We start from the raw sequence: 25,727 nt of genomic DNA, 5'->3' as shown, positions 1-25,727 counted from the left end.
TCAGCCGCCTGGCAATGGCACCGGCGGGCTGAACAGGAACCCCTGCGCGTATTCGCAGCCCAGCTCGGCCAGGCGCTCGCGCTGGTGGCGGGTTTCCACGCCTTCCGCGATCAGCTCGATTCCCAGGCTGACCGCCAGCGCCACGATTGCGCGCACCACCGCCACGCTCTCGGTGCAGCCATTGGCATCCAATCCCGCCACGAAACTGCGGTCGATCTTCAGGCTGGCGATCGGGAAGCGGTGCAGATAGGACAACGCCGAGTAGCCGGTCCCGAAATCATCCAACTGCGCCAGCACGCCATGGCGACGCAGTTGGGCCAAGATGTCCAGCGTGCGTGGCGCATCATCCAGCAGCGCAACCTCGGTGATTTCCACGCGCAGCCGCGACGGCTCCACGCCGGCGTCGTCCAGCATGGCCAGCAGCCGGGTGGCGAAATCCTGCATGCGGAAATGACGCGGCGAAACGTTGATCGCCACATAGCCGGGCATCACGCGGCGAGCCATGTCGTCGATGACCTTCGCGAACATCAGCCAGTCGATCTGCTCGATCAACCCGCTGTCTTCGCCCACGTCCAGGAACTCGCCCGGCACCAGCAGTCCAAGCTGCTCGTGTCGCCAGCGCAGCAGCGCCTCGTGCCCCACCGCCTCGCCGGACTCCAGGCGCACGATGGGCTGGTAATAGGGAACGAAGCGCTCGGACTGGATCGCCCGGCGCAAATCGATTTCCATGTCCAGGCTGCGCATGGCCTCGAGGTGCATCTGCTCGTCGAACATCGCGCAGCGGTCGCGCCCGTCGCTCTTGGCGCGATACATGGCGGCATCCGCATCGCGCAGCATTTCCTCGCCGCTGCGATAGCGTGAATCCCACAGCGCGATCCCGATACTGGCGCTGGGGAACAGCTCGCGGCCGGCCACCCAGACCGGCATCGACAGCGACGCCAGGATGCGCCTGCCAAGCTCTTCGGCCATGCCTGGCCCGTCCAGCCCTTCAGCGAAAATCGCGAATTCATCGCCCCCCAGGCGCGATACCACGTCACCGCCGCGCACGCTGTCCACGATGCGCCGGCCGGCCTCGATCAACAACTCATCGCCCACCGCATGGCCCACGCTGTCATTGACCAGCTTGAAGCGGTCCAGGTCCATGAACAGCACTGCAAAGCAGGTGTGCGGATCATCCTTCGCCGCGGCGATGGCGCGCGCCAGCCGCTCCAGCAGTTGCAACCGATTGGGCAGCCCGGTCAGCGCATCGTGCCGGGTCTGGTGGATCAGCTTGCGCTCGGCGCGCATGCGCTCGCCGATCTGCTCGACCAGCTCGGCATTGGCCTCGGCCAGCTCGCGGGTACGCTCGCTGACCCGCTGCTCCAGGCTGGAATGCGCCAGCACCAGCCTGTCCTGCGCTTGTTTGCGCGCCAGGCTGCTGCCGATATGGAAGGCCACGAAGGTCAGCAGATCCTGATCGCGGCTGTTGAATACCACGTCGGTCGCGTAGCTCTGCACCGCGATCACGCCGACCACCTTGTCTTCACGCAGCAGCGGCACGCCCAGCCAGCAGTACGCCATGCTGCCATGGGTGCGCACCTTGCCCTCGGCCCGCAACCGGGCGATGCACTCCTGGTCGGCCAGCAGCGCCTTGCCGGTTCGCAACACGTATTCGGTCAGCCCGTCGGCCGGCTTCCGCGGCTGGCGCTCGAGGTCGCGTTCGTCCACCGAATACGGGAACTCGAGCATGCTGCCATCGTCGGACAACATGGCGATGTAGAAGTTGCGCGCGTACAGCAGCTCGCTGACGGTGTCGTGGATCTCGGCGTAGAAATGGCCCAGGCTTTCGCTGGTCAACGACAGCTCGGCGATGCGGAACAGGGCGCGCTGGATTTCCTGCACGCGCTGCCGTTCGAACACCTCGGACTGCAGTTCCTCGTTGGCGCGCTGCAACTCGGCCGTGCGCTCGGTCACCCTCGATTCAAGCTGCTTGCGCGCCTCGCGGCGCTCCAACGCGGTCAACACATGCTGGGCGACAAACGCCAGCAGGATGCGGTCGTCTTCGGAATAGGCATTCGGCTGCCGGTAGTTCTGCACCACCAGCGCACCCGCCACGCGCTCGTCGCGGCTCATCGGCACGCCCAGCCAGTCCGCGCTGTCCGGCCCGTTGTTGTCGTCCTGGCTGATTCCGAACTGCTTGCGCAATTCCGACGAGGGCCCGCGCAGCGTCTCGCCGCTCAACAGCAAGTGGGTGGTCAGCGTGTTGCCTTCCTCGGCGATCGGCATCTCCTGTTCCGGGTCGTTGATCCAGGGGTCCAGCTGATCGACGAAATACAGGAAGCGCATCGTTTGCCGATGGTCATCGAACATCACGATGTAGAAATTCTCGGCATACATCAGCTCGCCGACGATCGAATGCACCCGGCGCAGCAACACCGGAAGTTCCAGGCTGCTGCCGGCAAGGTCGGCGATTTCGTACAGCGCCTGCCGCAGCAGCTCGGACCGCTGCAGTGAATCGATCCGGGCCACCGCAAATTCAAGCTGCGCGGCCTGTTCCAGCAATCGCCGTGCCGTGGCCAGCCAGCCAGCGCATTGCGCCTCGGGCCACTCAGGAGCGGGACTCGCCGCCACCTGCAAGGCAACCCCTTCCGGCCCGATCCACGCTTGCCGCAACGGTTCGTCCTGCGGCGCCCCGCAGGCAGTGACATCGCTGCCCTGCCCCAGCGCCGAATGCTGCCAGCCCACCCGCACCCTTGTGCCGGCTCGCAACATGCCGGCAAGTCGCTCTGCAATGCCCGCAAACGCCGTCCCGCGCCGTTGCCTGGCACTCTCCGGCAACGAGGACGGGTGATCTGTCAAGGAAGCGTTCATCTTTCCCCATATTGCCTGCAACGGCGACCGGATGCCACGCCGGCGTGGTGCATGTCGCTGCGATTCGCCAACCCCGCTCCACCCTGACACGCGTTGACCCCTGCATGCGCCATGCATGCCACGCACCCTTGCCCCGCTCGCGCCCCTTCACGCCCGCTGCCGCAACCCGTAGGCTGCTGCCGGTGGAGATGCCAGACGACAGCGACGAGACCCTGATGATTGCCTGGACAGCCGGCGATGCGGGCGCGTTCGAGCAGTTGTATGGCCGCCATCGGCTGAAGCTGTATCGTTACCTGCTGCGCCAACTCCGCGACAATGCTCTGGCCGACGAACTGTTCCAGGACGTGTGGCAGCGGGTCATCGCCGCCCGTGCCGGCTGGTCCGTGCCGGAAAAAGCCGGGGGTGCCGGTTTCGCCACCTGGCTGTACACCATCGCCCACCATCGACTGGGCGATCACTGGCGCAGCCTCAAATACCGCCCGCCCGCGCCCGCCGATGCCGATGAACGACTGGCGCGGCTGGCCGATGCCAGCACCCCCGAGCGCGCGCTGTCGGAATTCGAATGCCGCCGCCAGTTGCAGTTGGCGTTGGACGGGCTGCCGCAGGAACAGCGCGACGTGCTGCTGCTGCGGCTGGAACAGGAGCTCACCCTGGAGGAGATCGGCGAGGTGACCGGCGTCGGCCGGGAAACCGTGAAGTCGCGCCTGCGCTATGCGATGGACAAGCTGCGTGCGAGGCTGTCGCCGTGAACCGTTTTCCACCCGAGCCTCTGGATGCCGAAGAGCGCGCACTGGCCGCGCAACTGCCGCGCCTGCGCGGCCGCGACGCTCCGGCGCCCGCGCTTGATGCGCGCATCCTTGCCGCCGCGCACGCCGCTGCCAGCGCGCCTGTCACTGCGCGACGCCGGCGCAGCTGGGTCGTGCCGCTGACGCTGACCGCTTCGCTGGGCCTGGCACTGGGGTTGGCATGGCAACTGCAGCCGCTGGAGACCCGGCCGATCCAGCACGCCCCTGCCGAGCCGGCAATGGACAACGTCCGCCCGCCAGCAGCCATCGCGCCCGCACCGGCGGTCAGCGCCGTGCCAGCGCCCGCCCTGCGCGTGGCAAAACCCGTCCAGCCAGCGCCGGCCGCGCCGCCGGTACCGGGAGCATCGGACGCACCCGCGGTGATGCTGGAGCAGCCGCGCAGCGTGCCCATGCCCGCGCCGATGCAGGCGGCCACCGCGTCAGACAACGCGTCGCCACCCGCAGCTGCGGCAAGTGGCGCGCCACTTCCGCCATCGCCACTTGCACCGCCACCGCCGCCCGCGCCGGAGGCGTTTCCCGCCGCCTCCGCTGCCCCGCCCCCCGCGGCACTGGCACGCACAGCCGCGGAAGCGGCTGCACCCGCCAAGGCACGCCCCGTCGAAGCGATGGCGAAGCAGGCGCAAGACGCCGCCAGCGATGCCCCGGCCGAGGACATCCCTCCCGCCACGATGGACAGCCCCGCCGCGCGCAACGCTTGGCTGCAGCGAATCAGCGAACTGCTGCAACAGGGCAAAACCGAAGAAGCGCGCGCCAGCCTGGTCGAGTTCCGCCGCCGCCACCCGGACGCGACACTGCCGGACGCGCTGCGCATGCTGGACCCCGCCGCCGCAAAACCGGCATCGCACTGAGCCGGGCGTTAAACTGCGCGCATGAATTCCCCCACCCCGGCGCCGGCCAAGGCGCCCATCGGTTCCCTGCGTGCCTTGTGGCCGTTCATCCGCCTGCATTCAGGCCTGTTCGGCGCCTGGCTGGTCGCATTGGCCTGCTCGTCCACGGCCACCCTCAGCCTGCCAGTGGCTTTCCGGCAGATGATCGACCACGGCTTCAGCAGCGGCGCCAATATCGACCGGACCTTCGCGTTCGTACTGGCGGTCATCCTGGCGCTGGCGCTGGCCACTGCCGCCCGCTACTTCTTCGTCACCCTGCTCGGCGAGCGCGTGGTGGCCGACTTGCGCACCCAGCTGTACGCCCACTTGCTGGAACTGGACGCCGGCTTCTATGACCGCAACCGCAGCGGCGAACTGGTCTCGCGCCTGACCGCCGACGCCGAGCTGTTGCGCAGCGTCATCGCCTCCAGCATGTCGGTGGCCCTGCGCAGCAGCGTGACCGTCATCGGCTCGATGGTGATGCTGTTCGTCACCAGTCCCAAGCTGGCTGCCTGGGCACTGCTGGGAATCCCGCTGGCGGTGGCCCCCATCATCATCGGCGCGCGGCGCATCCAGAAAGTCTCGCGCGCCAGCCAGGACCGCATTGCCGACGCCAACGCGCTGGCCACCGAGTCACTCGGCGCGGTTCGCACGGTGCAGGCGCACTCGCGCGAAGCATGGGAAGGCACGCGCTATGCCAAGGCGATGGACAGTGCCGTGGGCACTGCGCGCAAGCGCATCGGCGCGCAGGCCATCGTCACCGCCGTGGCCATCAGCCTGATCTTCGGCGCGGTGATCCTGGTGCTGTGGTCGGGCGCGCACGACGTCATCGGGGGCCGCCTGAGCGCCGGTGCGCTGGGTCAGTTCGTGATGTATGCGCTGATCGGTGGCGGCTCGGTGGGTGCACTGGCGGAGGTCTGGAACGAGCTGCAGAAGGCCGCCGGCGGCATGGGCCGCATCCACGAGCTGCTGCAAGAACATCCTGCCATCACCGCGCCCGCGCAGCCCGCGGCCTTGTCGATGCCGGTGCGCGGGGAGATCGTGTTCGACAACGTCAGCTTCCATTACCCGCAGCGTCCCGACGCTCCCGCGCTGGAAGGCTTCAGCCTGCACGTGCGGCCGGGTGAAACCGTGGCCCTGGTGGGCCCATCGGGCGCCGGCAAGAGCACCGTGTTTTCCATGCTGCTGCGCTTCCATGACCCGCAAACCGGCCACATCGCGCTGGACGGCATCGATATCCGCACGCTGGATCCCGCACGCCTGCGCGAGGCCATCGCGATGGTGCCGCAGGCGCCAAGCCTGTTCGCTGCCAGCGCCGCCGACAACATCCGCTACGGCCGCCTGAACGCCAGCGATGAAGACGTGCGCCGTGCGGCAGATTCGGCCGAAGCCAGCGAATTCCTGGATGCATTGCCGGACGGTTTCGCCAGCGAGCTGGGCGAGCGCGGCACCCGCCTGTCCGGCGGCCAGCAACAACGCATCGCCATCGCTCGCGCACTTCTCAAGGATGCGCCGGTACTGTTGCTGGACGAGGCCACCTCGGCATTGGACGCGCAAAGCGAACGCGCCATCCAGCAGGCGCTGGAAAACCTCATGATCGGCCGCACCACCCTGGTGGTCGCGCACCGCCTGGCCACCGTGCTCAAGGCCGACCGCATCGTGGTGATGGACCACGGCCGCATCATCGCCGAAGGCACGCATGCCGAACTGCTGGCGCAGGGCGGGCTTTACGCCGAATTGGCGAAGCTGCAGTTCCTGGACTGAGCCGCTTCCTTCGGCAAAACGCCCGGCATGGCCGGGCGTTTTTTCACGGTTACTTCTGCTTCCAGGCGCCGCCTGCCTGATACCACCACCCGGCGCGCGCGCTGGCGATCCATTGCTTGGCGAAGACGCCGCGAATCTGCTCTTCCCACTCCGGATGGCCGTTGGCCACCGCCACCTCGCGATACACCGCCTTGCGATCGCGATTGTCATCGGCCACGGCCGAGTTCAATGCCACCCGGTCCTTCAATTCGACGCTGGACGCATCGCGCACGGTGATCAGGCCGTCGCTGGTGAAGCCCAACGCGCCACTCTCGAACCCGGCGCGCAGGCTGCCATTGAAGCGACTCTCCATGCGCGACTGGATGGCCTGGATCGCCGGTGTCTTGATGCTGATATCCGGCGCCGACTGCGCCTGGGCGCTGCCCACGCCCACCAGCACCCACGGGTCGAAGCCGGACAGGTCCAGTTCGATGCGCCGGCCCAGCATCGCCATGCCGCCGCCGTTGCCGGGCGGCGGCTGGATCTGCACCTTGTCGGCGTCATTGATGACCTTCTCCACGAACTCCTTGGCCGCTTCCTTGGCCTCGGCGGCCGGGAAATAGACGTTGATCGTCACGCATGCGCTGAGCAACAGCGCCCCCGCGACCGGCATTCCCATCCAATATTTCATCGCCTTGCTCCCTTGTTGGTCAGTCAATCACCGGTGCAACATCGCCCTTGCCGGCCGCCATCAGCCGTTCCACCAGGGTGGGCCAGTCCACCGCGCGGTTGTAGCCGATCACCTGCAGGCGCGGCAGGCCGGCACCTTCCACGATAGTAAAGGCGTTGCCAGCTGAATGCAGGCCGGACATCGCACAGATCTGGTTTTCCAGCTTGCAGCCGATGCCGATGCGGCGGTAGCCGAAATCGTTGAACAACCCGATCAGCTGCCCTTGCAGGCTCTGCAACAGCCCCCCACCACCCACGCTGCTGATGTCCTGCACCGCGCGCTGGCTGATCCGTTTGCGCACGCCCGGCGCGTCATCGGTGATGAAGCGTGCGTCGAACGCCACCGGCGTCCAGTCCACCAGGCGCAGGCCGTTGATGCGGCCATCCAGCTTTCCGCTGATGCTGCCGAACCCCAGCACGTCGGTCAGCCGCAGCAGGTCCAGGTCATCCATCGCGATGTCCGCGCTCAGGCTGGGCGCGGTGCCGAACGGGCGCTCCAGTGACAGTTCGGAAAACGCCACCTGGCCGTCGAACAGCTGCAACGCCAGGCCACCGTCGAAGTCGATGCGCTCGTTGGCGTAGTGCGCGCGGGGAATGTCGCCGCCCAGTTGGCCCTGGAACGCCGGCAGGCCCAGCGCCTGTGACACCTGGCCGAAGTCGATGGCATCCAGCCGCATGCCGAACCGGATATCCATTCCCGCCCCGCCCTGCGGCGGCCGAATCACCACATCGTGCAGACCAAGGCTGCCGCCCATCATCGGCACCCGCGTCGGCGCGCGCGTGCGGAGCTCACCGTGGTCACTGGCAAACGCCATCCGCGCTGCTGCAAAGCCCAGCCCGTACAGCTTGCCGCCCTGCCACTGCAGCGCGCTTTCCACGCGCGCGCCGGCCGAGTAGCGCAGGTCCCCGCGCAGCCCGTCGAACACGAAGCGCTGCCCCGGATCACGCAGGTCAACGTCGTGCAGCTCGGCATCGATGCTGGCCAGCTCGCCATCGGCAACGCGCGCCTGTACGTCCAGCGCGCCATGCAGATCCACATCGCCCAGTCCGAACACCCCCATCCAGCCGGACAGGTAGCGCGGCTTCAGCGGGGTCATGTCGTCACTGTGCGCCTGCACTTGAAGCGACTGCAGGCTGCCATCAGCGCGCAGGCTGGCGCTGGCCGTCGCCGTCAGTGCGCTGCCGTCGCCCCAGGCAATGCGCGGCAGCACCCAGCCTTGCCCCGCGTGCTGGCTGGCCTGTATCTGCAAGCTCACCGGCGTGTTCGGCAATGCCACATAGGAATTGCCGGCAAGGAATTCGCCGCCGCGAAGCACACCATCCACCGTCGCCTGCGACAGCGTCGGTGTGCTGCGGTAGTCCAGGCGCAAGGCGCCGCCCAGGCCTTCGCCAACGATGCTGGCATCGGCGGTTTCCAGCCCGGCTGCAGCCAGTTGCAGCGGCCCGCTGATCCGCAGCGGACGCCTTGGCGTCGCATCCACCAGCAGCGCCCCATCCAATGTGCCAGCCTTGAAATGCGCGGCGGGCCACGCCTGATGCAGCAGCGCCTGCGCCCACAGCAACGGCACCCGGGCCAGGCCCAGCGTGGCCTGGTCCGGGCGCGCGGCGGTGCGGCCCAGCGCAACGCGTGCGCCGCCCTGCGACAACACCACCCGCGTCGATGCCTCGTCCAGCCGAATCGACAAACGCAACGGCGCAGCACGCCCGGCGCGCAGCTCGCCTTCGCAATGCCAGCCACCCCGTTCGAGCCGCTGCAGCGGGCAACGCCAATGCAGGTCGCGGAAGTGATAGCCGAGGCTTGGCGCATCCACCTGCGCGGCCCACAGCTGCAACTCACCGGACGTTGCCTGCTCCGGCCAATCCACGCGCACCTCCACGCGCTCCAACGTGACCACTGCGGTGGCAACCCGGGCCACCCGCAGCTGCGCCACCCGCGCCTGCGCCAATGGTGCGGCAAGCGTCAGCAGCATGGGCAAGCAACACGTTAGGATGAGTCGTGGCATCAGGCGCAGCATACAAAGGACGGCGGGCATTGCGATGAACCAATCCCCGAATGACGCACTTCCCCGCCTGCTTGTGGTCGAAGACGACCCGGTCAGCGCCGCATTCCTGCGCGAAGCCGCATCCGCGCTGCCGGCGATGGTCGAATGCGCGGGCTGCTTGCAAGCAGCCACCGATGCCTGCAAACGGCATCCATTCGACCTGCTGCTGGTGGATGCCAACCTGCCCGACGGACGCGGCGATGACCTGTTGCGTGCGCTGCGCGCCGACGGCATCGAGACGCCCGCGCTGGCGCACACCGCCGACAGCGATGCGCACACCCGCTCGCGCCTGCTGGAGGCCGGCTTTCGCGAGGTCTTGCGCAAGCCCATGAGCGCAGCAGAGCTGCACGCGGCACTGCGCATGCAACTGCAGCCATGCTGGGACGACGCCGGGGCACTGGCGGCGCTGGGCGGCAATCCCGACCACGTTGCCGCGCTGCGCGTGTTGCTGCGACAGGAATTGCCGGGCCAGCGGCAGCGCATCGCCGAGGCCGCGCGCGTCCGCGACGCGGCGGCTGTCAGCGCGGAATTGCATCGTCTCGCCGCCAGCTGCGGCTTCGTCGGTGCGGCACGACTGGGCGAAGCGGTGCGCCGGTTGCGGCCAGACCCGCTGCAACCCGCGCGCCTGCAGGCGCTGCAGGATTGCATCGATGCCGTGCTGGGCACCTCATCCGGACGCGCGGCCTAGCACCCCGCAGACCCGGCATGCCACGCCTCAGTCGCGCAGCTCCGCCAACAGCGCGCGGGTGACCGGATCGCCGGCTTCTGTCTCGCCGCGCAGCGCAGGCAGCAGGCGATTGGCCACCTGCTTGCCCAGCTCGACGCCGAACTGGTCGAACGCATTGATGCCCCACAGCACCGATTGCAGATAGACGCTGTGCTCGTACAGCGCGATCAACATGCCCAGGGTTTCCGGCGTCAAGGCATCCAGCAGCAGCAACGTGCTGGGGCGTCCGCCGGGATAGCGGCGATGCGGGTCGTCGCTGTCCTGCCCGTTGGCCAGCGCCTCGGTCTGCGCCAGCAGGTTGGCCAGCAGCGCGGCGTGATTGGCCGCATGCGGGTGGTCGGCCTGGCGCACGCCGATGAAGTCGGCCGGCACGATCTGGGTGCCCTGATGCAGGGCCTGGAAGAAACTGTGCTGGGTATCCGTGCCGGCACCGCCCCACCACACCGGGACGGTCTCCAGCTCAACCTCGCTGCCGTCCAGCCGCACCCGTTTGCCCAGGCTTTCCATCACCAACTGCTGCAGATAGCTCGGCAGCAATTTCAGCCGGTCGTCATACGGCAGGACCGCTTGCGTGGCTGCGTGCAACCCGTTGCGATTCCACACGGCGGTCAAGGCGTGCCACACCGCGATGTTCTGCCGCAGCGGCGCCTCCAGCGCATGCGCATCCAGCGCCGCGGCGCCGGCCAGCAGCGCCTCGAAGCGTTCCATGCCCAGCGCCAGCGCAATCGGAAAACCCACTGCCGACCACAGCGAATAGCGCCCGCCAACCCAGTCCCACATCGGCAGGGTGCGCTCGGGCGGAATGCCGAACTCGGCAACGCGCTGGGCATTGGTGCTGACCGCATGCAGGCGCGTGTCATCGCCCAGCCAGTCACGCAGGATGCCGCCATTGAGCAAGGTTTCCTGGGTGCCGAAGGTCTTGGAAATGACGATGCCGGCGGTTCGCGCGGGATCCAGCCCGGCCAGCACGCGGCGCGCCGCATTGCCATCGACATTGGAAATGAAGTGCACGCGGAAGCGCGCATCCGGCTGCGCCAGCGCATCGACGATCAGGCGCGGGCCCAGGTCGGAGCCGCCGATGCCGACGCTGACGATGTCGGTCACGCGGGTGGCCGCCAATGCGTCGATCAGTTCCCGCATCCGCAGCTGCGCGGACACCGCTTGCGCGCGTGCCGCCAGGGCAAAGGCCGAGCGCGCGGTCGTGCCGCGCAGGGCGCCGTGCAGGGCAGCGCGACCCTCGGTGTGATTGACCGTGTCACCGCCCAGCAGCTGCTGCATCGCATCGCCCAGCTCGGCGCGTTCGGCGATGGCAAACAGGGCATCCAGCGCGGCGCGGTCATAACGCTGGCGCGCGAAGTTGGCGTACAGCGGGCCGCTGCGCAGGGCGAACTCGTGCGCACGCGCCGGATCCGCGGCAATCAACGCCGGCAACGTGGTGCTGGACAGCCGCCGTGCATGTGCACCCAGACCATCCAGCAGTTGGCGCATGTCACGCCGCCTGCTGGGGCATCGAGTGATTGGTGTGGGTCAGCCGATTGTCGCGATCCACATACACGCAGGTCGGCTTGTGCGCGGCCGCTTCGGCCGCTTCGCACTGCACGTAGGCGCAGATGATGACCAGATCGCCCACTTTGGATTTGTGCGCAGCCGCACCGTTGACCGAAATCACCCCGCTGCCTTCCTCGCCACGGATCGCGTAGGTCGAATAGCGTTCGCCGCTGGTGACATCGTAGATGTGGATCTGCTCGTATTCGCGGATGCCGGAAATATCCAGCAAGCGGCCATCGATCGCGCAGGAGCCTTCGTAATGCAGCTCGGCATGGGTGACGGTGGCGCGATGGATCTTGCCCTTGAGCATGGTCAGTTGCATGGTTCAGCTCCGATCGAACATGCGGCACGGAAACGTCCGCATGGCGCAGTATAAGGCGCGTTTTGCGCACCGCAACAATTCAACGGGATAATTTCACCCGGGCAATTCAAATTCAATATTATCGATCAACCGCGTGCGCCCCAGTTTTGCCGCGATCAGCGCCACCAGCGCCCCGCCCTCGCCGTCCACCGGCAGGCCGAAGTCGGGACGACGCAGCACGGCGTAGTCGGGAACAAACCCGGCGCCGCGCAGCGCGGACGCCGCATCGGCTTCAACCTGCATCCGCGGCATCCCGGCACGCGTCGCGTCGCGCATCGCCTGCAGGACCTTGTGGATGACAGGCGCAACCGCACGATCCTGCGGCGCCAGATATTGGTTGCGCGAACTCATCGCCAGCCCGTCGGTTTCGCGAACGATGTCCCCGGCCAGGATGTCGAGCGGGAAATGCAGGTCCGCCACCATCTGGCGGATCACCGCCAGCTGCTGGAAATCCTTTTTGCCGAACGCGGCCACGTCGGGCTGCACCTGGTTGAACAGGCGCGTCACCACCGTGCACACGCCATCGAAATGCCCCGGGCGGCACTCGCCTTCCAGCACCGAACTGATCCCGGGCACGTGCACGTTGGCCGCCAGCCCCACGCCGAACGGGTACATCGCCTCTACCTCGGGCAGCCACAGCACGTCGCACCCGGCCGCTTGCAGGCCGCTGGTATCGGCATCCGGCGTGCGCGGGTAACGGGTAAAATCCTCGCTGGGGCCGAACTGGGTCGGGTTGACGAACACGCTGGACACCACCCGGTCGGCATGCTTCCGGGCCAGCGTCACCAGCGAATAATGGCCCGCGTGAAGATTCCCCATGGTCGGCACGAAGCCCACCGTCAACCCCTCGCGACGCCAGTCGCGGACGCGGGCGCGAAGCCGCGCGAGATCGCTGATGACATCGATCATGCGTAGCTATGCTCTGCAGATGGGAACGCGCCGCTGCGAACGGCTTCGGCAAAGGCGCGGACTGCGCCCGCGACCGAGCCGCCTTCGGCCAGGAAATCCTTGACGAACTTCGGCCGGCGATGACCGCTGTCCAGGCCCAGCAGGTCGTGCAGCACCAACACCTGCCCATCGCAATGCGGGCCTGCGCCGATCCCGATGGTGGGAATGTCCACGTTGGCGGTGATTTTCCGCGCCAGTGGCGTGGGCACGCATTCCAGTACCAACAGGCTGGCGCCGGCCTCCGCCACCGCTTGCGCATCCGCCAGCAGGCGCGCAGCAGCAGCCTCTTCGCGCCCCTGCACCTTGAACCCGCCCAGTGCCAGCACCGACTGCGGGGTCAGCCCCAGATGCGCGCACACCGGGATGTCGCGCTGCGCCAGGAACCGGATCACCTCCAGCTTGTGACCGGCGCCCTCCAACTTCACCATCTGCGCGCCGGCCTGCAGCAGCATCACCGAGGCATCCAGCGCGCGCGCCGGCGTGGCATCCGACTGGAACGGCAGGTCGGCCAGCAGCAACGCCCGGCGCAGGCCGCGCGCCACGGCAGCGGTGTGGTAGGCCACGTCGGCCACTGTCACCGGCAGGGTGGACCCATGCCCCTGCACCACCATGCCCAGCGAATCCCCCACCAGCACCAGGTCAATCCCGGCATCGTCGATCGCGCGCGCAAAGCCGGCATCGTAGGCCGTCAACATCGCCATCCGGCGTCCGGCGCGCTTGGCTTCGGCCAACGCCGGCACGGTCCATGGCTTTTGATCGGCATGTACGCTCATGACGGCTTCCGCTTGCAAAGGAGCGGCATTATCGCGCAAAAGCCGTTGTCATCCGCCGCGATCAGCAAACGGCAATCGCTTCCACGCCACGCACATCCACGCCGCGCAGCGCATCCGCCACCGTGCCGACTCCCGGAAACGGCTGATCGCCGGCGATTTCAGCCAGCGGCACCAGCGCAAACGCACGCTCGTGCAGATACGGGTGCGGCACGCGCAGCCCCGGCTCGTTGATCACCTGATCGCCATACAGCAGCAAGTCCAGGTCCAATACTCTCGGCCCCCAGCGCATGGCCGCGGTCTCGCGGTCACGATCACGACCCGCCATGCGCTCGATGTCAAGCAGGTGCTTCAGCAGCGCCTGGGGCGACAATGCCGTCTTCAGCAAGGCCGCCGCATTGACGAAATCCGGCTGCTGCAGCTGGCCCCAGGCCGGCGTGCGATAAAATCGCGACACCGCCAATACCTCGGTGTGCGGCAATTCGGCCAAGCTGCCCACCGCCTGCTGCAATGCAACCAGGGGCTGGCCAAGATTCGCGCCCAGGCCGATGCTTGCGATGCTGGACTTGCTCATTCTGCCGTCCCCGCGGCGGGGCGACGACGGCGACGGCGACGCTTGCCGGGCCCCGCGCCGGCGGTCTCGCCAGTGCCAACGGGCTCATGTGCATCGCTGTCGCCATCCCCGTCAGCCATGCCCTCGACCGCAGCCACGGCGTCCGCCGGATGCAACTGCGCGTCGCGCCAGAACGCGACATCCTGCGCATGCGTATCGGAGGCCACCAGCCGCAACTCCAGGAAATCGAACGCGGCGCGGAAGCGTGGATGGGCCAACAGGCGGAACACGCGCTTGCGCTGGCGCAGCGCGAAACGCGGCTGCAGCAGCCAGATTTCCTGCATCGGCAGCGAGAACCGGCGCGGCAGCGCGATGCGCGCCACCTGATGCATCGTCACCCGGTCGGCGGCGCGACGCTGCGCCTCGGCCGCATGCACGCCTTGCGCCTGCAGCTGCGCGAGCGTGCGGCAATAGGCCGGCCACAGCAGCACGGCGTACAGAAACGCCGGGGAGACCGGCTCATCGGCAGCCACCCGCGCATCGGTACTGCGCAAGCCCTGCAGCAGCATGCGCCGCAGCGCGCCGGATGTGTTCGACGCCAACGCCTGCGCGGTTTCCGGCAACAACGCCGGCAGCAGGCCATGCGTTTCCAGGAGTTCGAAGCAGGCCACCGCGTCACCGGCGAGGAACATCTTCAGCGTTTCCTCGAACAGCCGCGCCGGGGCCGCGTCAGCCAGCAAGGGGGCCAATCGCGCAATCGGCTCGGCGGTCGCCGCCTCGATGCTGAAATCCAGCTTCGCCGCCAATCGCGCCGCACGCAGCATGCGCACCGGATCTTCGCGATAGCGCGCTTCGGGATCACCGATCAGGCGCAACCGCCGCGCCTGCACGTCTTCGAAACCACCAACGAAGTCGCGCACCGAAAAATCCTCGATCGCGTAGTACAGCGCATTGGCGGTGAAATCGCGGCGCAGCGCATCTTCCTCAATCGTGCCGTAGATGTTGTCGCGCAGCAGGCGGCCATCCTCGTGGATCTTGCGGTCGCCGTCCTCGTCATCGCCGCCCTTGGCGCGAAAGGTCGCCACCTCGATGATTTCGCGGCCATAGACTACGTGCGCCAGCCGGAAGCGCCGGCCGATCAACCTGCAGTTGCGAAACAGCGCCTTGACTTGTTCAGGGGTGGCGTCGGTGGCCACGTCGAAATCCTTCGGCTGCCGCCCCACCAGCAGGTCACGCACCGCGCCGCCGACCAGATACGCGCCAAAACCGGCCTCGCGCAGCCGGTACAGCACGCGCAGCGCACTGCTGCTCATTTGCTTGCGGGAGACGTCGTGGGCATCGCGCGGAATCACGCGCAGGGCAGCTTCGACGGGAGCAGATTGGGGCTGGTGATCGATCATGCGCTGGGAAGCTGCCTGGGAGTGTTGTGCAATGGATGAGGCGTTGCCAGCGGCAGACGCGCCCCTCTATACTAGCAAGCTGGCCGCGCCATCCGATGGTGCGTTCAGGCCGGACGTCCAACCGGCGTGCCCTGCACACTCCAATTGCTCCCTTCGTCTAGAGGCCCAGGACGTGGCCCTCTCAAGGCTAAAACACGGGTTCGAATCCCGTAGGGAGCGCCAAACAACAAAACCCCGCACGCCAGTGCGGGGTTTTTTGTTGCGCAAGCGCAGCGCTAAAATACCCGGCTCGCAGCAACGCACCACGGAATCCGGCCATGCCCTTCGTCGTCACCGAAAACTGCATCAAGTGCAAGCACACCGATTGCGTGGAAGTGTGCCCGGTGGACTGCTTCCACGAAGGCCCGAATTTCCTGGTGATCGACCCCGACGAGTGCATCGATTGCACCCTGTGCGAACCGGAATGCCCGGTCAACGCCATCTATCCGGAAGAGGACGTGCCCGCCGGCCAGGAAGGCTTCCTCGCGCTCAACGCCGAATTGGCCAAGCAGTGGCCGGTGCTGACGGTGCGCAAGGATCCGCCCGCCGACCACGCTGAATGGGATGGCAAGCCGAACAAGCTGCCGCTGCTGGAACGCTGAACGCTCGCCCCACACGCTCGGCTCGCCCCACCCCGGGCGTTGACACTGCTGCAGGGCCAGCCAGGCCAGCCTGCAACACCGCCATCACGCAAACCGCGTGCACTGCCCCGTGCAAGCGGGGCAGTGCCACGCACTCGGCGCGCGCCGCTTACTTGGCCAGTGCGGCCTTCAGCGCGCCGATCAAGGTGCCTGCTGCCTCCCCAGTCGGCGGCAGGCCGCGCGGATCAACCGCCGAGACATAGGCGCCATCGCCCGCCTTGGTCACGCGAATCAGGAACTTGGCATCCATGTAATCGACATCGTAGGTGCCCAGGATGTCTGCCTTGTTGGCAATGCGCACACCCGCGGTAGCGGCCAGCACTTCGCCCACTTTGGCAAACACGGCATCACGCTCGCCGGCAACGCTGAAACCGGTGGCCGCCACGGCAACCGGCGCGCTGGCCGGGGCACTGGCGCCCGTGCTGGGCAGCGCGATTGCCTTGTCAACGGAGGGACGATCCAGATCCGGCGGCACTTCCAGCGGCCGGCTTTCCGCGCTCTGGGTGTACAGCTCGGCCTTCTTGCCGAACCAGTGGCAACCGGACAGACCGGCAACCAGCAGGACGGCAACAAGCGGGGCAGCGGCCTTGGGCGCGCGAAAGGTGCGATGCATCTGAATCTCCTGTCAGGCCGCGGTGCTGCGGCTGCGTTCTTCGAGTTGGCGAATGCTGGCGTGCAGGCGACTGGCCTGTCCGGCATGCGCGGATGATAACGGCTGCAGCGGCAGGCGGAGGCCGTGACCGATGCCGTCCAGCGCGAGCAGGGCCTTCAGCGGGATCGGGTTGGATTCCACCCCGAGGAAGTGATACAGCTCGGCAAGCGCCTCGTCCATCGCCTGTGCCGCAGCCGCATCGCCACTGCGGGCGTCGTCACACAGGCGGCGGAAACTGCGTGGCACCACATTGGAGGCCACCGAAATCACGCCATCGGCGCCTGCCAGCATGGCCCGGACCGCCGTGGGATCGTCCCCGCTGAGCACGGCAAATCCATCGCGGCGCAACGGCAGCAGCGCCTGCATGCGCTCGGCGTCGGAGCGGGCCTCCTTGATGCCGATGATGTTCGGATGCAATGACAGGTCGCCGGCAGTCTCCGGCAGCAGGTCGCAGCCGGTGCGGCCCGGCACGTTGTACAGCACCACCGGCAGCGCCCCCTCATCGGCCACCGCGCGGAAATGCGCCAACAGGCCGCTTTGCGTGGGGCGCACGTAGGGCGGCGTCACCACCAGCGCGGCATCGGCACCCAGCGCCGCGACCCGGCGGTTGCAGAGGATCGTCTTGGCGGTGCTGGATTGCCCGGTGCCGGCCAGCACCGGCATCCGCCCGGCGATCAGTTCGACCGCACTGCGCAGCAAGCGGTCGTATTCCTCGTCGAAAAGGGCGGCCGCCTCGCCGGTCGAGCCTGCGACCACGACCGCCTGCGTGCCCGCATCCAGCTGCGCCTGCAGCAGGCGCTCCCAGGCGAGGAAATCGATGTCGCCAGCCGCCGTGAACGGCGTCGCCAGCGCGGTGATGCTGCCGGAAAGTTGCAAGGAAGTGGCTCGGGCTGGGCGCAGCGCAGGGCGCGGCGCAGGTGGAGGAAACGCGCGATTGCCGCTGATCTTACTTGCGGCTGGAAAGCGCCGGCAAGTATGCTGGCCCCTGCGCCGCTGCACGCGACGAAATTCCCTCCCGTTTCTGGAATCCCGCTTTGAGCAAACCTGCCGCCCGGCCCGCTCCGCAAGAAAACCACTTGCTGATCACCGCCTACACCACGCACCCGCAATCGCCACTGCTGGCGGTCACTCGCCGCATCGCCGACTCGGGCTGCAATCTGGTGGACACCCGGTTGGCCACGGTGGGGCGCGATGTGTCGGTGACCGCGCTGGTGACCGGCGCATGGGACGCGGTAGCCAAGCTGGAAACCATGCTGGCCAAGCTGGAGCGCGAAGAAGGCCTGAAGCTGATCTGGTACCGCACCGGCGCCAAGCCCGTGCAATCCAACCTGTTGCCCTACGTGGTCGAGGTGATCGCCTCCGACAAGCCGGGCATCCTGTTCCAGCTGGCGGATTTCTTCGACCATCAGGGCATCACCATCGAAAGCCTGCACTGCGCGCGCTATCGGGCGATGCAAACCGGAGCCGACATGTTTTCCGCGCAGCTGACCATCGGCGTGCCGGCCGAGATGCACATCGCCGCATTGCGCGACGACTTCCTCGAGTTCTGCGATCACCTGAACCTCGACGCCATCATGGATCCCATGAAATATTGAGCGCCATGCTCAACCCCGGCGACCACCTCCCCGACCTGCCGCTTGCCCTGTCCAGCGGTGGATCGGCCAGGCTTGGCGACTACGCAGGCCTTTGGCTGGTGCTGTACTTCTATCCCAAGGACTCGACCCCCGGCTGCACGACCGAGGGGCAGGCGTTCAACGCCCTGTTGGCGGAATTCAAACGCGCGGGCGCGCAGGTCCTGGGCGTTTCTCGCGATTCGCTGAAATCGCACCAGAATTTCCGCGCCAAGCAAGGCTTCGCGTTCGATCTTGCCAGCGATGCCGACGAGTCGCTGTGCAACGCGTTCGGCGTGATCAAGCCGAAGAAGCTGTACGGCCGCGAATACCTCGGCATCGAGCGCAGTTCCTTCCTGATCGACCCGGCAGGCGTGATTCGCGAGATCTGGCGCCCGGTCAAGGTTGCCGGCCATGCCCAGGCCGTGCTCGACGCCCTGAAGGCGCTGCAATCCAAGTGAACCCGTCCCAGTCCACCCACTCCCATCGCCCCGTTTCGCGGGTTGCGGTGGCCTGCTGCTGCCCGTTCCCCGGAGCCCACGCATGACCCACGGCAAGCGCTGCTACGTCCTGGACACCAACGTGCTGATGCACGATCCCACCGCGCTGTTCAAATTCGAGGAGCACGATGTTTACCTGCCCATGCAGGTGATGGAGGAGCTGGACAACGGCAAGAAGGGCACCAGTGAAGCCAGCCGCAACGCCCGCCAGGTCAGCCGCTTCCTCAACGAACTGATCGAGGCGCACGGCAGCACCGACATCACCGGGGGCATCTCCCTGCAGCGCCCGAAGGGCCTGAAACTGCGCGGCGCCGACAGCATTGGCAAGCTGCGTTTCCAGGTTGGCGATTTCGATGCCGGCCGGCGCTTCGGCACGGTGATCCCGGACAACCAGATCCTCGGCGCCATCCTGGCGCTGAAGGAATCCGAACCCGGTGCGCCGGTGGTGTTCGTGTCCAAGGACATCAACCTGCGGATCAAGGCCTCCATCGCCGGCATCCCCAACGAGGACTACGAGAACGACCGCGCGCTGGACGATTTCAACCTGCTCTACACCGGCGCGACCGCGCTCCCCGAGGATTTCTGGCAGCGCCACGGCAAGGACCTGCGATCGTGGACCGACAAGGGCCGTACGTATTACGAAATCGCCCGCACCGAGGACGAGGATTGGCATCCCAACCAATTCGCGTTCCTGCCGGGTGACGAGCAGGCCGAGTTGCGGGTGGCCAAGGTCGAAGAAAACGGCGTCGTGCTGCAGATCGTGGATGACTTCCGCCACAACCAGCATGCGGTCTGGGGCATCACCGCGCGCAATCGGGAGCAGAACTTCGCGCTGAACGCGCTGATGGATCCCCAGATCGATTTCGTCACGCTGCTGGGCACCGCCGGTACCGGCAAGACCCTGCTGGCGCTGGCCGCCGGCCTGGCCCAGACCATGGATCAACAGCGCTACCGCGAAATCATCATGACCCGCGCCACCGTCAGCGTGGGCGAGGACATCGGCTTCCTGCCCGGCACCGAGGAGGAGAAGATGACGCCGTGGATGGGCGCGCTGACCGACAATCTGGAAGTGCTGACCCACAATGAAGAAGGCGGCGCCTGGGGCCGCGCGGCGACCAACGACCTGCTGGCCAGCCGGATCAAGATCCGCTCGATGAACTTCATGCGCGGCCGCACGCTGCTGTCGCGCTATCTGATCCTGGACGAGGCGCAGAACCTCACGCCGAAACAGATGAAGACCCTGGTGACCCGCGCCGGCCCCGGCACCAAGATCGTCTGCCTGGGCAACGTCGAGCAGATCGACACGCCCTACCTCAGCGAAACCACCTCGGGGCTGACCTACGCGGTGGATCGCTTCAAGCACTGGGCGCACAGCGCGCACATCACCCTGCGCCGCGGCGAGCGCTCGCGCCTGGCCGATTACGCGTCCGAGGTGCTGTAAGCCGACGCGTCCCTCGTTTGGATGTAATGCAGCGCCGCCGCGAGGTCGCCGAAGTAGCTGGCCGGCTCCTCGCGGCGCACCACATCCGCGTGCATCAACTTGCGCAGCACGCGCTGGCTGGCGCCGGTCAGCAGCACCTGCACGCCACGCCGGCGCAGGCTTTCGATGGTGGATTCCAGCCGCTTCAGGCCGGTGGCATCCACCAATGGCACGCGGTCCAGCCGCAGCACCACGCAGCGCGGTGGTTCCCGCGACCAGGACAGCGCGCGTTCCAGCGAATCCACCGAGCCGAAGAAAAACGGCCCCTCGATGGCATACACCAGCACGCCGTGCGGCAGCGCGTCCAACCCGGCGTCGGCCAACTCCTGGCGCAGGCTGGCATGGCCGTGTTCGACCACGGCCACCGAGTCACTCATCCGGCGCATGAACTGGAACATCGCCAGGATCACGCCGATGTTCACCGCCACCACCAGGTCGGTGACGATGGTCAGCGAAAACGTGATCAGCAGGATCGCCACGTCCGCGCGCGGCGCACGCCGCACCAATCGCACGAAGCGACGCGCCTCACTCATGTTCCACGCCACCAGGAACAGGATCGCGGCCAGCGCGCACAGCGGCACCTTGCCGGCATACGGCGCCACCACCAGCAGGATCAGCAGCAACGTCAGCGCATGCACCACGCCGGCCAGCGGTGAAGTGCCGCCGTTCTTGATGTTGGTGGCGGTGCGCGCGATGGCACCGGTGGCGGCAATGCCGCCGAACAGCGGCGACAGGATGTTGGCCACGCCCTGCCCGATCAGCTCCTGGTTGGAATCATGGCGGGTACCGGCCATGCCGTCGGCCACCACCGCCGACAACAGTGATTCGATCGCCCCCAGCATGGCGATGGTGAACGCCGACGGCAGCAACTGCACGAGGCGATCGAAGTGCATCGCCGGCAGCTGCAGGGTCGGCAGCGCGCGCGGGATGGCGCCGAAGGTGGACTCGATGGTGGCCACGCCCTTCAAGTCGAACACCATCACCACCGCAGTGGCCACCACCATCGCCAGCAACGGCCCCGGCACCCGCGCCAGCCCCGGAATGCGCGGCCCCAGCACCGCCAGCAGCAGACTGAGCAGCGCCAGCCCGGCGGTGACCGGATGCACATGGTCAAACGACTGCAGCAGGTGCCAGGCCTTGAGATAGAACGGCCCCTTGTCCGGCGTCGGCAGGCCGAAGAAGTATTCCCACTGCCCTACCCAGATGATCACCGCGATGCCGGCGGTGAAGCCCACGATCACCGGATCGGGGATGAAGCGAATCACCGCACCCAGCCGCGCCAGCCCCATTGCCACCAGGATCACGCCGGCCATCAGCGTGGCCAGCAGCAGGCCGCTGACCCCGAACTGGGCCACCACGCCGGCAAGGATGACGATGAAGGCGCCGGTGGGCCCGGCAATCTGCACCCGCGAACCGCCGAACAGCGACACCGCGATGCCGGCGATGATCGCCGTGTACAGCCCCTGCTCGGGCTTGACCCCGGAGGCAATGGCAAACGCCATGGCCAGCGGCAATGCGACCACCCCGACAATCAAGCCGGCGATGATATTGGGCAGCCAATGGGTGCGCCGGAACAGCCCCGCGCGCGCCGCTTCAAGCGCCGCGATCACGCTGCGTCCCCTTGCTTCAAGCGCACGCCGCGCCCGCCGCCGCGACTGGTGGCGTTGTCCCCGATCAACTCGACCCCGGCCGCGTCCAGCGCGGTGACGACCTTGGTCAGCGAGTCCACGATGCCGCGCACATGGCCGGTGCTGGCCTCCATGCGCTGGATGGTGGGCAGCGAGATTCCCGCCAGCGCCGCCAGCGTCTTCTGGTCAATTCCAAGCAACGCGCGCGCCGCGCGCATCTGGGCCGACGTAATCACAGGGGATCTCCGCGTGGCATCTGATTGAATAACCGTCATGATTGAAGTATGAAACATCAATCTGACGCTATTTTATCGCAATGCGATCGCGATGGATGCCACGCGGATCACGAAAAACCGCGCCGCCGAAGCCGGGGCGGGGTGGGTCATGCCAGGAGCGATCAGGTCGCGTTGCCCCACCCTGCGGCGGACAGGAACACCTGCAGGGCGCTCAAACCCGCGCGAACACCAGCGCTGCGTTGGTGCCGCCAAAGCCGAAGCTGTTGGACATCACCACGTCGAGTTTGGCATCGCGACTTTCGCGCACGATCGGGAAACCGTCGGCGCCCGGGTCGAGGTTGTCGATGTTGGCAGAGCCGGCGATGAAGCCGTCACGCAGCATCAGCAGCGAATAGATCGCCTCGTGCACGCTGGCCGCCCCCAGCGAGTGGCCGCTCAACGCCTTGGTGGATGACAGCGGCGGCACGGCGTCGCCGAACACTTCGCGCACCGCATTGAGCTCGACGATATCGCCCAGCGGGGTGGCGGTGCCGTGCGTGTTGAGGTAGTCAATCGGGCGGTTCACGCCCTCCAGCGCCATGCGCATGCAGCGCACCGCGCCTTCACCGCTGGGCGCCACCATGTCGGCACCGTCCGAGGTCACGCCATAGCCGACCAGTTCGGCATGGATCTGCGCGCCACGCGCAACCGCGTGCTCCCACGCTTCCAGCACCAGCATGCCGCCGCCACTGCCGATCACGAACCCGTCGCGACCCGCGTCATACGGGCGCGAAGCCTTCTGCGGTTCTTCGTTGCGGCCGGACGACAGCGCGCCCATGGCGTCGAACATCATGGTCATCGTCCAGTCCAGGTCCTCGCCGCCACCGGCGAACACGATGTCCTGCGCGCCGTGGCGAATCAGGTCAGCGCCCGCGCCGATGCAATGCGCGGAGGTCGCGCAGGCGGCACTGATCGAATAACTCAGGCCCTGGATCTTGAACGCGGTGGCCAGGTTGGCGGAGACCGTGGAGCACATGGTGCGCGGCACCATGTAGGGCCCCACCTTGCGCACCCCGCGTTCGCGCAGGATGTCGGCGGCCTCGACCTGCCAGCGGCTGGAGCCGCCGCCGGAGCCGGCGATCAGGCCGGTGCGCGGATTGCGCACCTGCGCCTCGTCGAGGCCGGCATCGGCGATGGCGTCGCGCATGGCGATATAGCTGTAGGACGCGGCATCGCTCATGAAGCGCTTGAGCTTGCGGTCGATGGCCGCGTCCAGGTCCAGCTCGACCGCGCCGCCCACCTGGCTGCGCAGGCCGCGCTCGACCGAATCGGGCAACGTGCGGATGCCGGAACGCCCTTCCCGCAGCGAACGCGACACGCTGTCCAGGTCATTGCCAAGGCACGAAGTGATGCCCATCCCGGTAATGGCAACGCGACGCATGGTCAGAAACTCTCCGTGGTATTGAACAAGCCCACCCGCAGGTCCTTGGCGGTATAGATCTCGCGGCCATCCACCAACGTGCGCGCATCGGCCTGCGCCACCACCAGTTTGCGGTTGATGACGCGGGTGACGTCGATTTCGTAAGTGACGACCTTCGCGGTCGGCAGCACCTGGCCGGAAAACTTCACCTCGCCGCAGCCCAGCGCGCGGCCGCGGCCGGGGGCACCGAGCCAGGTCAGGTAGAAGCCGACCAACTGCCACATCGCGTCCAGGCCCAGGCAGCCCGGCATCACCGGGTCGCCGAGGAAATGGCACTGGAAGAACCAGAGATCAGGGTGGATGTCGAGCTCGGCGCGCACGAAACCTTTTCCGTGGGCACCGCCATCGTCATTGATCTCGACGATGCGGTCGAACATCAGCATGGGGTCGGCAGGCAGACGGGCCTGGCTGGTGGCGAACAGTTCGCCCCGCGAGCTGGCCAACAGATGCTCACGTGTGAACGATGAAGCGCGGGTCATGGACTGGCCCAAGGGGGAATTGCAGGAGTGTAAACGCGCAGGCTCGACAATACCTAGCCGTACTGGCAAACGCGCATCGCTTTTGATGAATACCCGGGTAGAAGCTTATGAAATCGTGTGCACTGCAATCACGCGCAGAAAGCGTATTAAGCTGCGGCCATACCCCCTTACGCCGGAATGCTTCGTGACGCAAGCCACGCCCGCTTCGTTGTTGACCGTCTTCGGCGCCACCGGCGACCTTGCCCGCCGCATGCTGCTGCCCTCGCTGTACGGCTTGCAGGCGGAGAACCTTCTGCCCGACGGCATGCAGATCCTCGGCACCGCCCGCAGCGAACTGGATCGGGAGAGCTTTGCACAGCTGGTGGCCGACAGCATCGCCGCGTTCATCCCCGCCACGCAGCGCAACGACCGCGCCCTGCACGGCCTGCTTGAACGGCTCGACTACCAGCCCGCCAGCGCCGACGACGATGCCTCGATGGCCGCGCTGGCGGCAACCGTGGATCGCCTTCGCCACGGCGACGTGCTCTATCACATGAGCACCGCGCCAAAATTCTACGGCCCCGCCTGCCATGCGCTGGCCGCACACGGCGTGGCCGGCCCCGGCACCCGGGTGATGCTGGAAAAACCGATCGGCAAGGACCTGGCCAGCGCGATCGCCATCAACGACAGCGTGGCGCAATCGTTCGATGAAGAGCGCGTGTATCGCGTCGATCACTACCTGGGCAAGGAAGGCGTGCAGAACCTGATCGCGCTGCGCTTCGGCAACGCACTGTTCGAGCCACTGTGGAATGCCCGCCACATCGAGCAGGTACAGATCACGGTGGGTGAAACCGTGGGCGTGGAAGGCCGCGGCGACTATTACGACGACTCCGGCGCACTGCGCGACATGCTGCAGAACCACCTGCTGCAACTGCTCTGCCTGGTGGCGATGGAGCCGCCGGCGCGCTTCGATCCGACCGCCGTGCGCAACGAAAAGATCAAGGTGCTGCGCTCGCTGCGCGCCATCGATCGCAGCAACGTCGCCACCGAATCGGTGATCGGCCAATACACCGCCGGCGCCAGCGACGGCGTGGCTGTTCCCGGCTATGCAGACGAGCTTGGGCGTGCCAGCCGCACCGAGACCTTCGTCGCGCTGCGCGCACACGTGGACAACTGGCGCTGGTCGGGGGTGCCGTTCTACCTGCGTACCGGGAAGCGCCTGCCGTCGCGCAGCACCGAGATCTACATCCAGTTCCGCAAGGTGCCCTACTCGATCTTCGGCGGCCCGGCAGCCACCGACATGCAGCCCAACGGGTTGCTGATCAAATTGCAGCCGGAAGAGCGCATCGAGCTGGACCTGATGAGCAAGACGCCGGGGCTGGATCGCAACGGGCTGCGCCTGTCGCAGGTCGCGCTGGACCTGGACTTCCATCAGGAATTCGCCAACGCGCGCAAACGCATCGCCTACGAACGCCTGTATCTGGACGCGCTGGAAGGCAACGGCACCCTGTTCGTGCGCCGCGACGAAACCGAAGCCGCCTGGCAATGGGTGGACGCGATTGCCGGCGGCTGGCGCGAGGCCGGCATGGTACCCAAACCCTATCCCGCGGGCACCTGGGGGCCCAGCGCAACCGTGTCGCTGGTCGATCGCCTCGGCCACGCCTGGCGCGAGTGAGAGGCG

Annotated in this window: 24 protein-coding genes and 1 tRNA gene; 10 read left to right on the top strand and 15 right to left on the bottom strand. The window is 67.2% G+C overall.

What is annotated here, in order from left to right; translation table 11 throughout:
• Positions 1–2,751: an EAL domain-containing protein gene (locus LIW09_RS04990; protein WP_256646856.1), complete on the bottom strand. Its 2,751-nt coding sequence runs from the start codon at positions 2,749–2,751 to the stop codon at positions 1–3.
• Positions 2,752–3,065: 314 nt separating this feature from the next.
• Here LIW09_RS04990 and LIW09_RS04985 point away from each other — a divergent pair, with 314 nt between their 5' ends.
• Genes LIW09_RS04985 through LIW09_RS04975 form a run of 3 tightly spaced genes read left to right on the top strand, consistent with a single transcriptional unit; the run spans position 3,066 to position 6,286 of the window.
• A complete protein-coding gene (locus LIW09_RS04985) occupies positions 3,066–3,599 on the top strand; it encodes an RNA polymerase sigma factor (protein ID WP_256646855.1) in 534 nt (177 codons plus the stop codon).
• Positions 3,596–4,504 carry a hypothetical protein gene (locus LIW09_RS04980; RefSeq protein WP_256647249.1) on the top strand — a complete coding sequence of 303 codons (909 nt, stop codon included), beginning with the start codon at positions 3,596–3,598 and terminating at the stop codon, positions 4,502–4,504. The genes LIW09_RS04985 and LIW09_RS04980 overlap by 4 nt, the downstream gene beginning before the upstream one ends.
• A gap of 21 nt (positions 4,505–4,525) precedes the next feature.
• Positions 4,526–6,286: an ABC transporter transmembrane domain-containing protein gene (locus tag LIW09_RS04975; protein WP_256646854.1), complete on the top strand. Its 1,761-nt coding sequence runs from the start codon at positions 4,526–4,528 to the stop codon at positions 6,284–6,286.
• 49 nt (positions 6,287–6,335) lie between these two features.
• Here the strand turns inward: LIW09_RS04975 and LIW09_RS04970 are convergent, their stop codons facing one another.
• Entirely contained in the window at positions 6,336–6,956 is a 621-nt protein-coding gene (locus tag LIW09_RS04970; RefSeq protein ID WP_256646853.1) for a YdbL family probable chaperone protein, read from the bottom strand.
• A gap of 19 nt (positions 6,957–6,975) precedes the next feature.
• A complete protein-coding gene (locus LIW09_RS04965) occupies positions 6,976–8,964 on the bottom strand; it encodes a translocation/assembly module TamB domain-containing protein (protein WP_256646852.1) in 1,989 nt (662 codons plus the stop codon).
• A gap of 67 nt (positions 8,965–9,031) precedes the next feature.
• Here LIW09_RS04965 and LIW09_RS04960 point away from each other — a divergent pair, with 67 nt between their 5' ends.
• Positions 9,032–9,724 (top strand): response regulator transcription factor, encoded by a 693-nt coding sequence (locus LIW09_RS04960; protein ID WP_256646851.1) that lies wholly within the window; start codon positions 9,032–9,034, stop codon positions 9,722–9,724.
• 27 nt (positions 9,725–9,751) lie between these two features.
• Here LIW09_RS04960 and pgi read toward each other — a convergent pair whose 3' ends face one another.
• From pgi to pcnB, 6 genes are all read right to left on the bottom strand, one after another.
• Positions 9,752–11,251: a glucose-6-phosphate isomerase gene (pgi, locus tag LIW09_RS04955; protein WP_256646850.1), complete on the bottom strand. Its 1,500-nt coding sequence runs from the start codon at positions 11,249–11,251 to the stop codon at positions 9,752–9,754.
• A gap of 1 nt (position 11,252) precedes the next feature.
• Positions 11,253–11,633, bottom strand: a complete 381-nt coding sequence (gene panD, locus LIW09_RS04950) for an aspartate 1-decarboxylase (protein ID WP_256646849.1) — start codon at positions 11,631–11,633, stop codon at positions 11,253–11,255.
• Positions 11,634–11,726: 93 nt separating this feature from the next.
• Positions 11,727–12,581, bottom strand: coding sequence for a pantoate--beta-alanine ligase (panC, locus tag LIW09_RS04945; RefSeq protein WP_256646848.1), 855 nt, complete (start codon positions 12,579–12,581; stop codon positions 11,727–11,729).
• Positions 12,578–13,393: a 3-methyl-2-oxobutanoate hydroxymethyltransferase gene (gene panB, locus LIW09_RS04940; RefSeq protein ID WP_256646847.1), complete on the bottom strand. Its 816-nt coding sequence runs from the start codon at positions 13,391–13,393 to the stop codon at positions 12,578–12,580. The genes panC and panB overlap by 4 nt, the downstream gene beginning before the upstream one ends.
• 61 nt (positions 13,394–13,454) lie before the next feature.
• Complete coding sequence (gene folK, locus LIW09_RS04935; protein ID WP_256646846.1) at positions 13,455–13,964, bottom strand: 2-amino-4-hydroxy-6-hydroxymethyldihydropteridine diphosphokinase; 510 nt, start codon at positions 13,962–13,964, stop codon at positions 13,455–13,457.
• The gene (gene pcnB, locus LIW09_RS04930; protein ID WP_256646845.1) at positions 13,961–15,343 is read right to left on the bottom strand and encodes a polynucleotide adenylyltransferase PcnB; all 1,383 of its coding nucleotides are present in this window, start codon (positions 15,341–15,343) and stop codon (positions 13,961–13,963) included. The genes folK and pcnB overlap by 4 nt, the downstream gene beginning before the upstream one ends.
• Before the next feature lie 146 nt (positions 15,344–15,489).
• Between pcnB and LIW09_RS04925 the strand changes: the two genes are divergently transcribed.
• Both LIW09_RS04925 and fdxA read left to right on the top strand, forming a co-directional pair.
• Positions 15,490–15,565: transfer RNA gene (locus LIW09_RS04925), tRNA-Glu, on the top strand.
• A gap of 95 nt (positions 15,566–15,660) precedes the next feature.
• Complete coding sequence (gene fdxA / locus LIW09_RS04920; RefSeq protein ID WP_256646844.1) at positions 15,661–15,984, top strand: ferredoxin FdxA; 324 nt, start codon at positions 15,661–15,663, stop codon at positions 15,982–15,984.
• Positions 15,985–16,132: 148 nt separating this feature from the next.
• On the opposite strand, the gene LIW09_RS04915 is transcribed toward fdxA, so the two are convergent.
• The gene (locus LIW09_RS04915) at positions 16,133–16,636 is read right to left on the bottom strand and encodes a hypothetical protein (protein ID WP_256646843.1); all 504 of its coding nucleotides are present in this window, start codon (positions 16,634–16,636) and stop codon (positions 16,133–16,135) included.
• A 12-nt stretch (positions 16,637–16,648) separates the two neighbouring features.
• Entirely contained in the window at positions 16,649–17,551 is a 903-nt protein-coding gene (gene dapA, locus LIW09_RS04910; RefSeq protein WP_256646842.1) for a 4-hydroxy-tetrahydrodipicolinate synthase, read from the bottom strand.
• A 131-nt stretch (positions 17,552–17,682) separates the two neighbouring features.
• Between dapA and LIW09_RS04905 the strand changes: the two genes are divergently transcribed.
• From LIW09_RS04905 to LIW09_RS04895, 3 genes are all read left to right on the top strand, one after another.
• A complete protein-coding gene (locus LIW09_RS04905) occupies positions 17,683–18,270 on the top strand; it encodes a glycine cleavage system transcriptional repressor (protein ID WP_256647147.1) in 588 nt (195 codons plus the stop codon).
• Between the two features lie 5 nt (positions 18,271–18,275).
• Positions 18,276–18,746: a peroxiredoxin gene (locus LIW09_RS04900; RefSeq protein WP_256647146.1), complete on the top strand. Its 471-nt coding sequence runs from the start codon at positions 18,276–18,278 to the stop codon at positions 18,744–18,746.
• An 82-nt stretch (positions 18,747–18,828) separates the two neighbouring features.
• Entirely contained in the window at positions 18,829–20,226 is a 1,398-nt protein-coding gene (locus LIW09_RS04895) for a PhoH family protein (RefSeq protein WP_256646841.1), read from the top strand.
• Here the strand turns inward: LIW09_RS04895 and LIW09_RS04890 are convergent.
• The 4 genes from LIW09_RS04890 to fabA form a co-directional block, all read right to left on the bottom strand.
• Positions 20,205–21,875 carry a SulP family inorganic anion transporter gene (locus LIW09_RS04890; protein ID WP_256646840.1) on the bottom strand — a complete coding sequence of 557 codons (1,671 nt, stop codon included), beginning with the start codon at positions 21,873–21,875 and terminating at the stop codon, positions 20,205–20,207. The genes LIW09_RS04895 and LIW09_RS04890 overlap by 22 nt on opposite strands.
• Positions 21,872–22,129, bottom strand: a complete 258-nt coding sequence (locus tag LIW09_RS04885) for a helix-turn-helix domain-containing protein (RefSeq protein WP_256646839.1) — start codon at positions 22,127–22,129, stop codon at positions 21,872–21,874. Before LIW09_RS04885 ends, LIW09_RS04890 begins: the two co-directional genes overlap by 4 nt.
• 211 nt (positions 22,130–22,340) lie before the next feature.
• Positions 22,341–23,549: a beta-ketoacyl-ACP synthase I gene (fabB, locus tag LIW09_RS04880; protein ID WP_256646838.1), complete on the bottom strand. Its 1,209-nt coding sequence runs from the start codon at positions 23,547–23,549 to the stop codon at positions 22,341–22,343.
• Between the two features lie 2 nt (positions 23,550–23,551).
• Positions 23,552–24,067 carry a 3-hydroxyacyl-[acyl-carrier-protein] dehydratase FabA gene (gene fabA / locus LIW09_RS04875; RefSeq protein ID WP_256646837.1) on the bottom strand — a complete coding sequence of 172 codons (516 nt, stop codon included), beginning with the start codon at positions 24,065–24,067 and terminating at the stop codon, positions 23,552–23,554.
• A 184-nt stretch (positions 24,068–24,251) separates the two neighbouring features.
• Between fabA and zwf the strand changes: the two genes are divergently transcribed.
• Complete coding sequence (zwf, locus tag LIW09_RS04870; protein ID WP_256646836.1) at positions 24,252–25,721, top strand: glucose-6-phosphate dehydrogenase; 1,470 nt, start codon at positions 24,252–24,254, stop codon at positions 25,719–25,721.
• The last annotated feature ends 6 nt before the right edge of the window (positions 25,722–25,727 follow it).

Origin of the sequence: Thermomonas paludicola (genome assembly GCF_024498955.1) — a bacterium.
In the GTDB taxonomy this organism is placed as follows: domain Bacteria; phylum Pseudomonadota; class Gammaproteobacteria; order Xanthomonadales; family Xanthomonadaceae; genus Thermomonas; species Thermomonas paludicola.
Note: the sequence above shows the minus strand (reverse complement) of the source record. Positions and strands in the feature narration are given on the sequence as shown.

What these genes read in the sequence shown, in the direction of transcription:
- pcnB (WP_256646845.1), bottom strand. Translation starts at nt 15,343, where the DNA reads ATGATCGATCACCAGCCCCAATCTGCTCCCGTCGAAGCTGCCCTGCGC.
- fabB (WP_256646838.1), bottom strand. Translation starts at nt 23,549, where the DNA reads ATGCGTCGCGTTGCCATTACCGGGATGGGCATCACTTCGTGCCTTGGC.
- fdxA (WP_256646844.1), top strand. Translation starts at nt 15,661, where the DNA reads ATGCCCTTCGTCGTCACCGAAAACTGCATCAAGTGCAAGCACACCGAT.
- panC (WP_256646848.1), bottom strand. Translation starts at nt 12,581, where the DNA reads ATGATCGATGTCATCAGCGATCTCGCGCGGCTTCGCGCCCGCGTCCGC.
- LIW09_RS04965 (WP_256646852.1), bottom strand. Translation starts at nt 8,964, where the DNA reads ATGCTGCTGACGCTTGCCGCACCATTGGCGCAGGCGCGGGTGGCGCAG.
- pgi (WP_256646850.1), bottom strand. Translation starts at nt 11,251, where the DNA reads ATGCGCCAACTGCTGGATGGTCTGGGTGCACATGCACGGCGGCTGTCC.
- LIW09_RS04970 (WP_256646853.1), bottom strand. Translation starts at nt 6,956, where the DNA reads ATGAAATATTGGATGGGAATGCCGGTCGCGGGGGCGCTGTTGCTCAGC.
- panD (WP_256646849.1), bottom strand. Translation starts at nt 11,633, where the DNA reads ATGCAACTGACCATGCTCAAGGGCAAGATCCATCGCGCCACCGTCACC.
- LIW09_RS04900 (WP_256647146.1), top strand. Translation starts at nt 18,276, where the DNA reads ATGCTCAACCCCGGCGACCACCTCCCCGACCTGCCGCTTGCCCTGTCC.
- LIW09_RS04985 (WP_256646855.1), top strand. Translation starts at nt 3,066, where the DNA reads ATGATTGCCTGGACAGCCGGCGATGCGGGCGCGTTCGAGCAGTTGTAT.
- LIW09_RS04990 (WP_256646856.1), bottom strand. Translation starts at nt 2,751, where the DNA reads ATGTTGCGAGCCGGCACAAGGGTGCGGGTGGGCTGGCAGCATTCGGCG.
- fabA (WP_256646837.1), bottom strand. Translation starts at nt 24,067, where the DNA reads ATGACCCGCGCTTCATCGTTCACACGTGAGCATCTGTTGGCCAGCTCG.
- LIW09_RS04960 (WP_256646851.1), top strand. Translation starts at nt 9,032, where the DNA reads ATGAACCAATCCCCGAATGACGCACTTCCCCGCCTGCTTGTGGTCGAA.
- panB (WP_256646847.1), bottom strand. Translation starts at nt 13,393, where the DNA reads ATGAGCGTACATGCCGATCAAAAGCCATGGACCGTGCCGGCGTTGGCC.
- folK (WP_256646846.1), bottom strand. Translation starts at nt 13,964, where the DNA reads ATGAGCAAGTCCAGCATCGCAAGCATCGGCCTGGGCGCGAATCTTGGC.
- LIW09_RS04895 (WP_256646841.1), top strand. Translation starts at nt 18,829, where the DNA reads ATGACCCACGGCAAGCGCTGCTACGTCCTGGACACCAACGTGCTGATG.
- LIW09_RS04915 (WP_256646843.1), bottom strand. Translation starts at nt 16,636, where the DNA reads ATGCATCGCACCTTTCGCGCGCCCAAGGCCGCTGCCCCGCTTGTTGCC.
- LIW09_RS04975 (WP_256646854.1), top strand. Translation starts at nt 4,526, where the DNA reads ATGAATTCCCCCACCCCGGCGCCGGCCAAGGCGCCCATCGGTTCCCTG.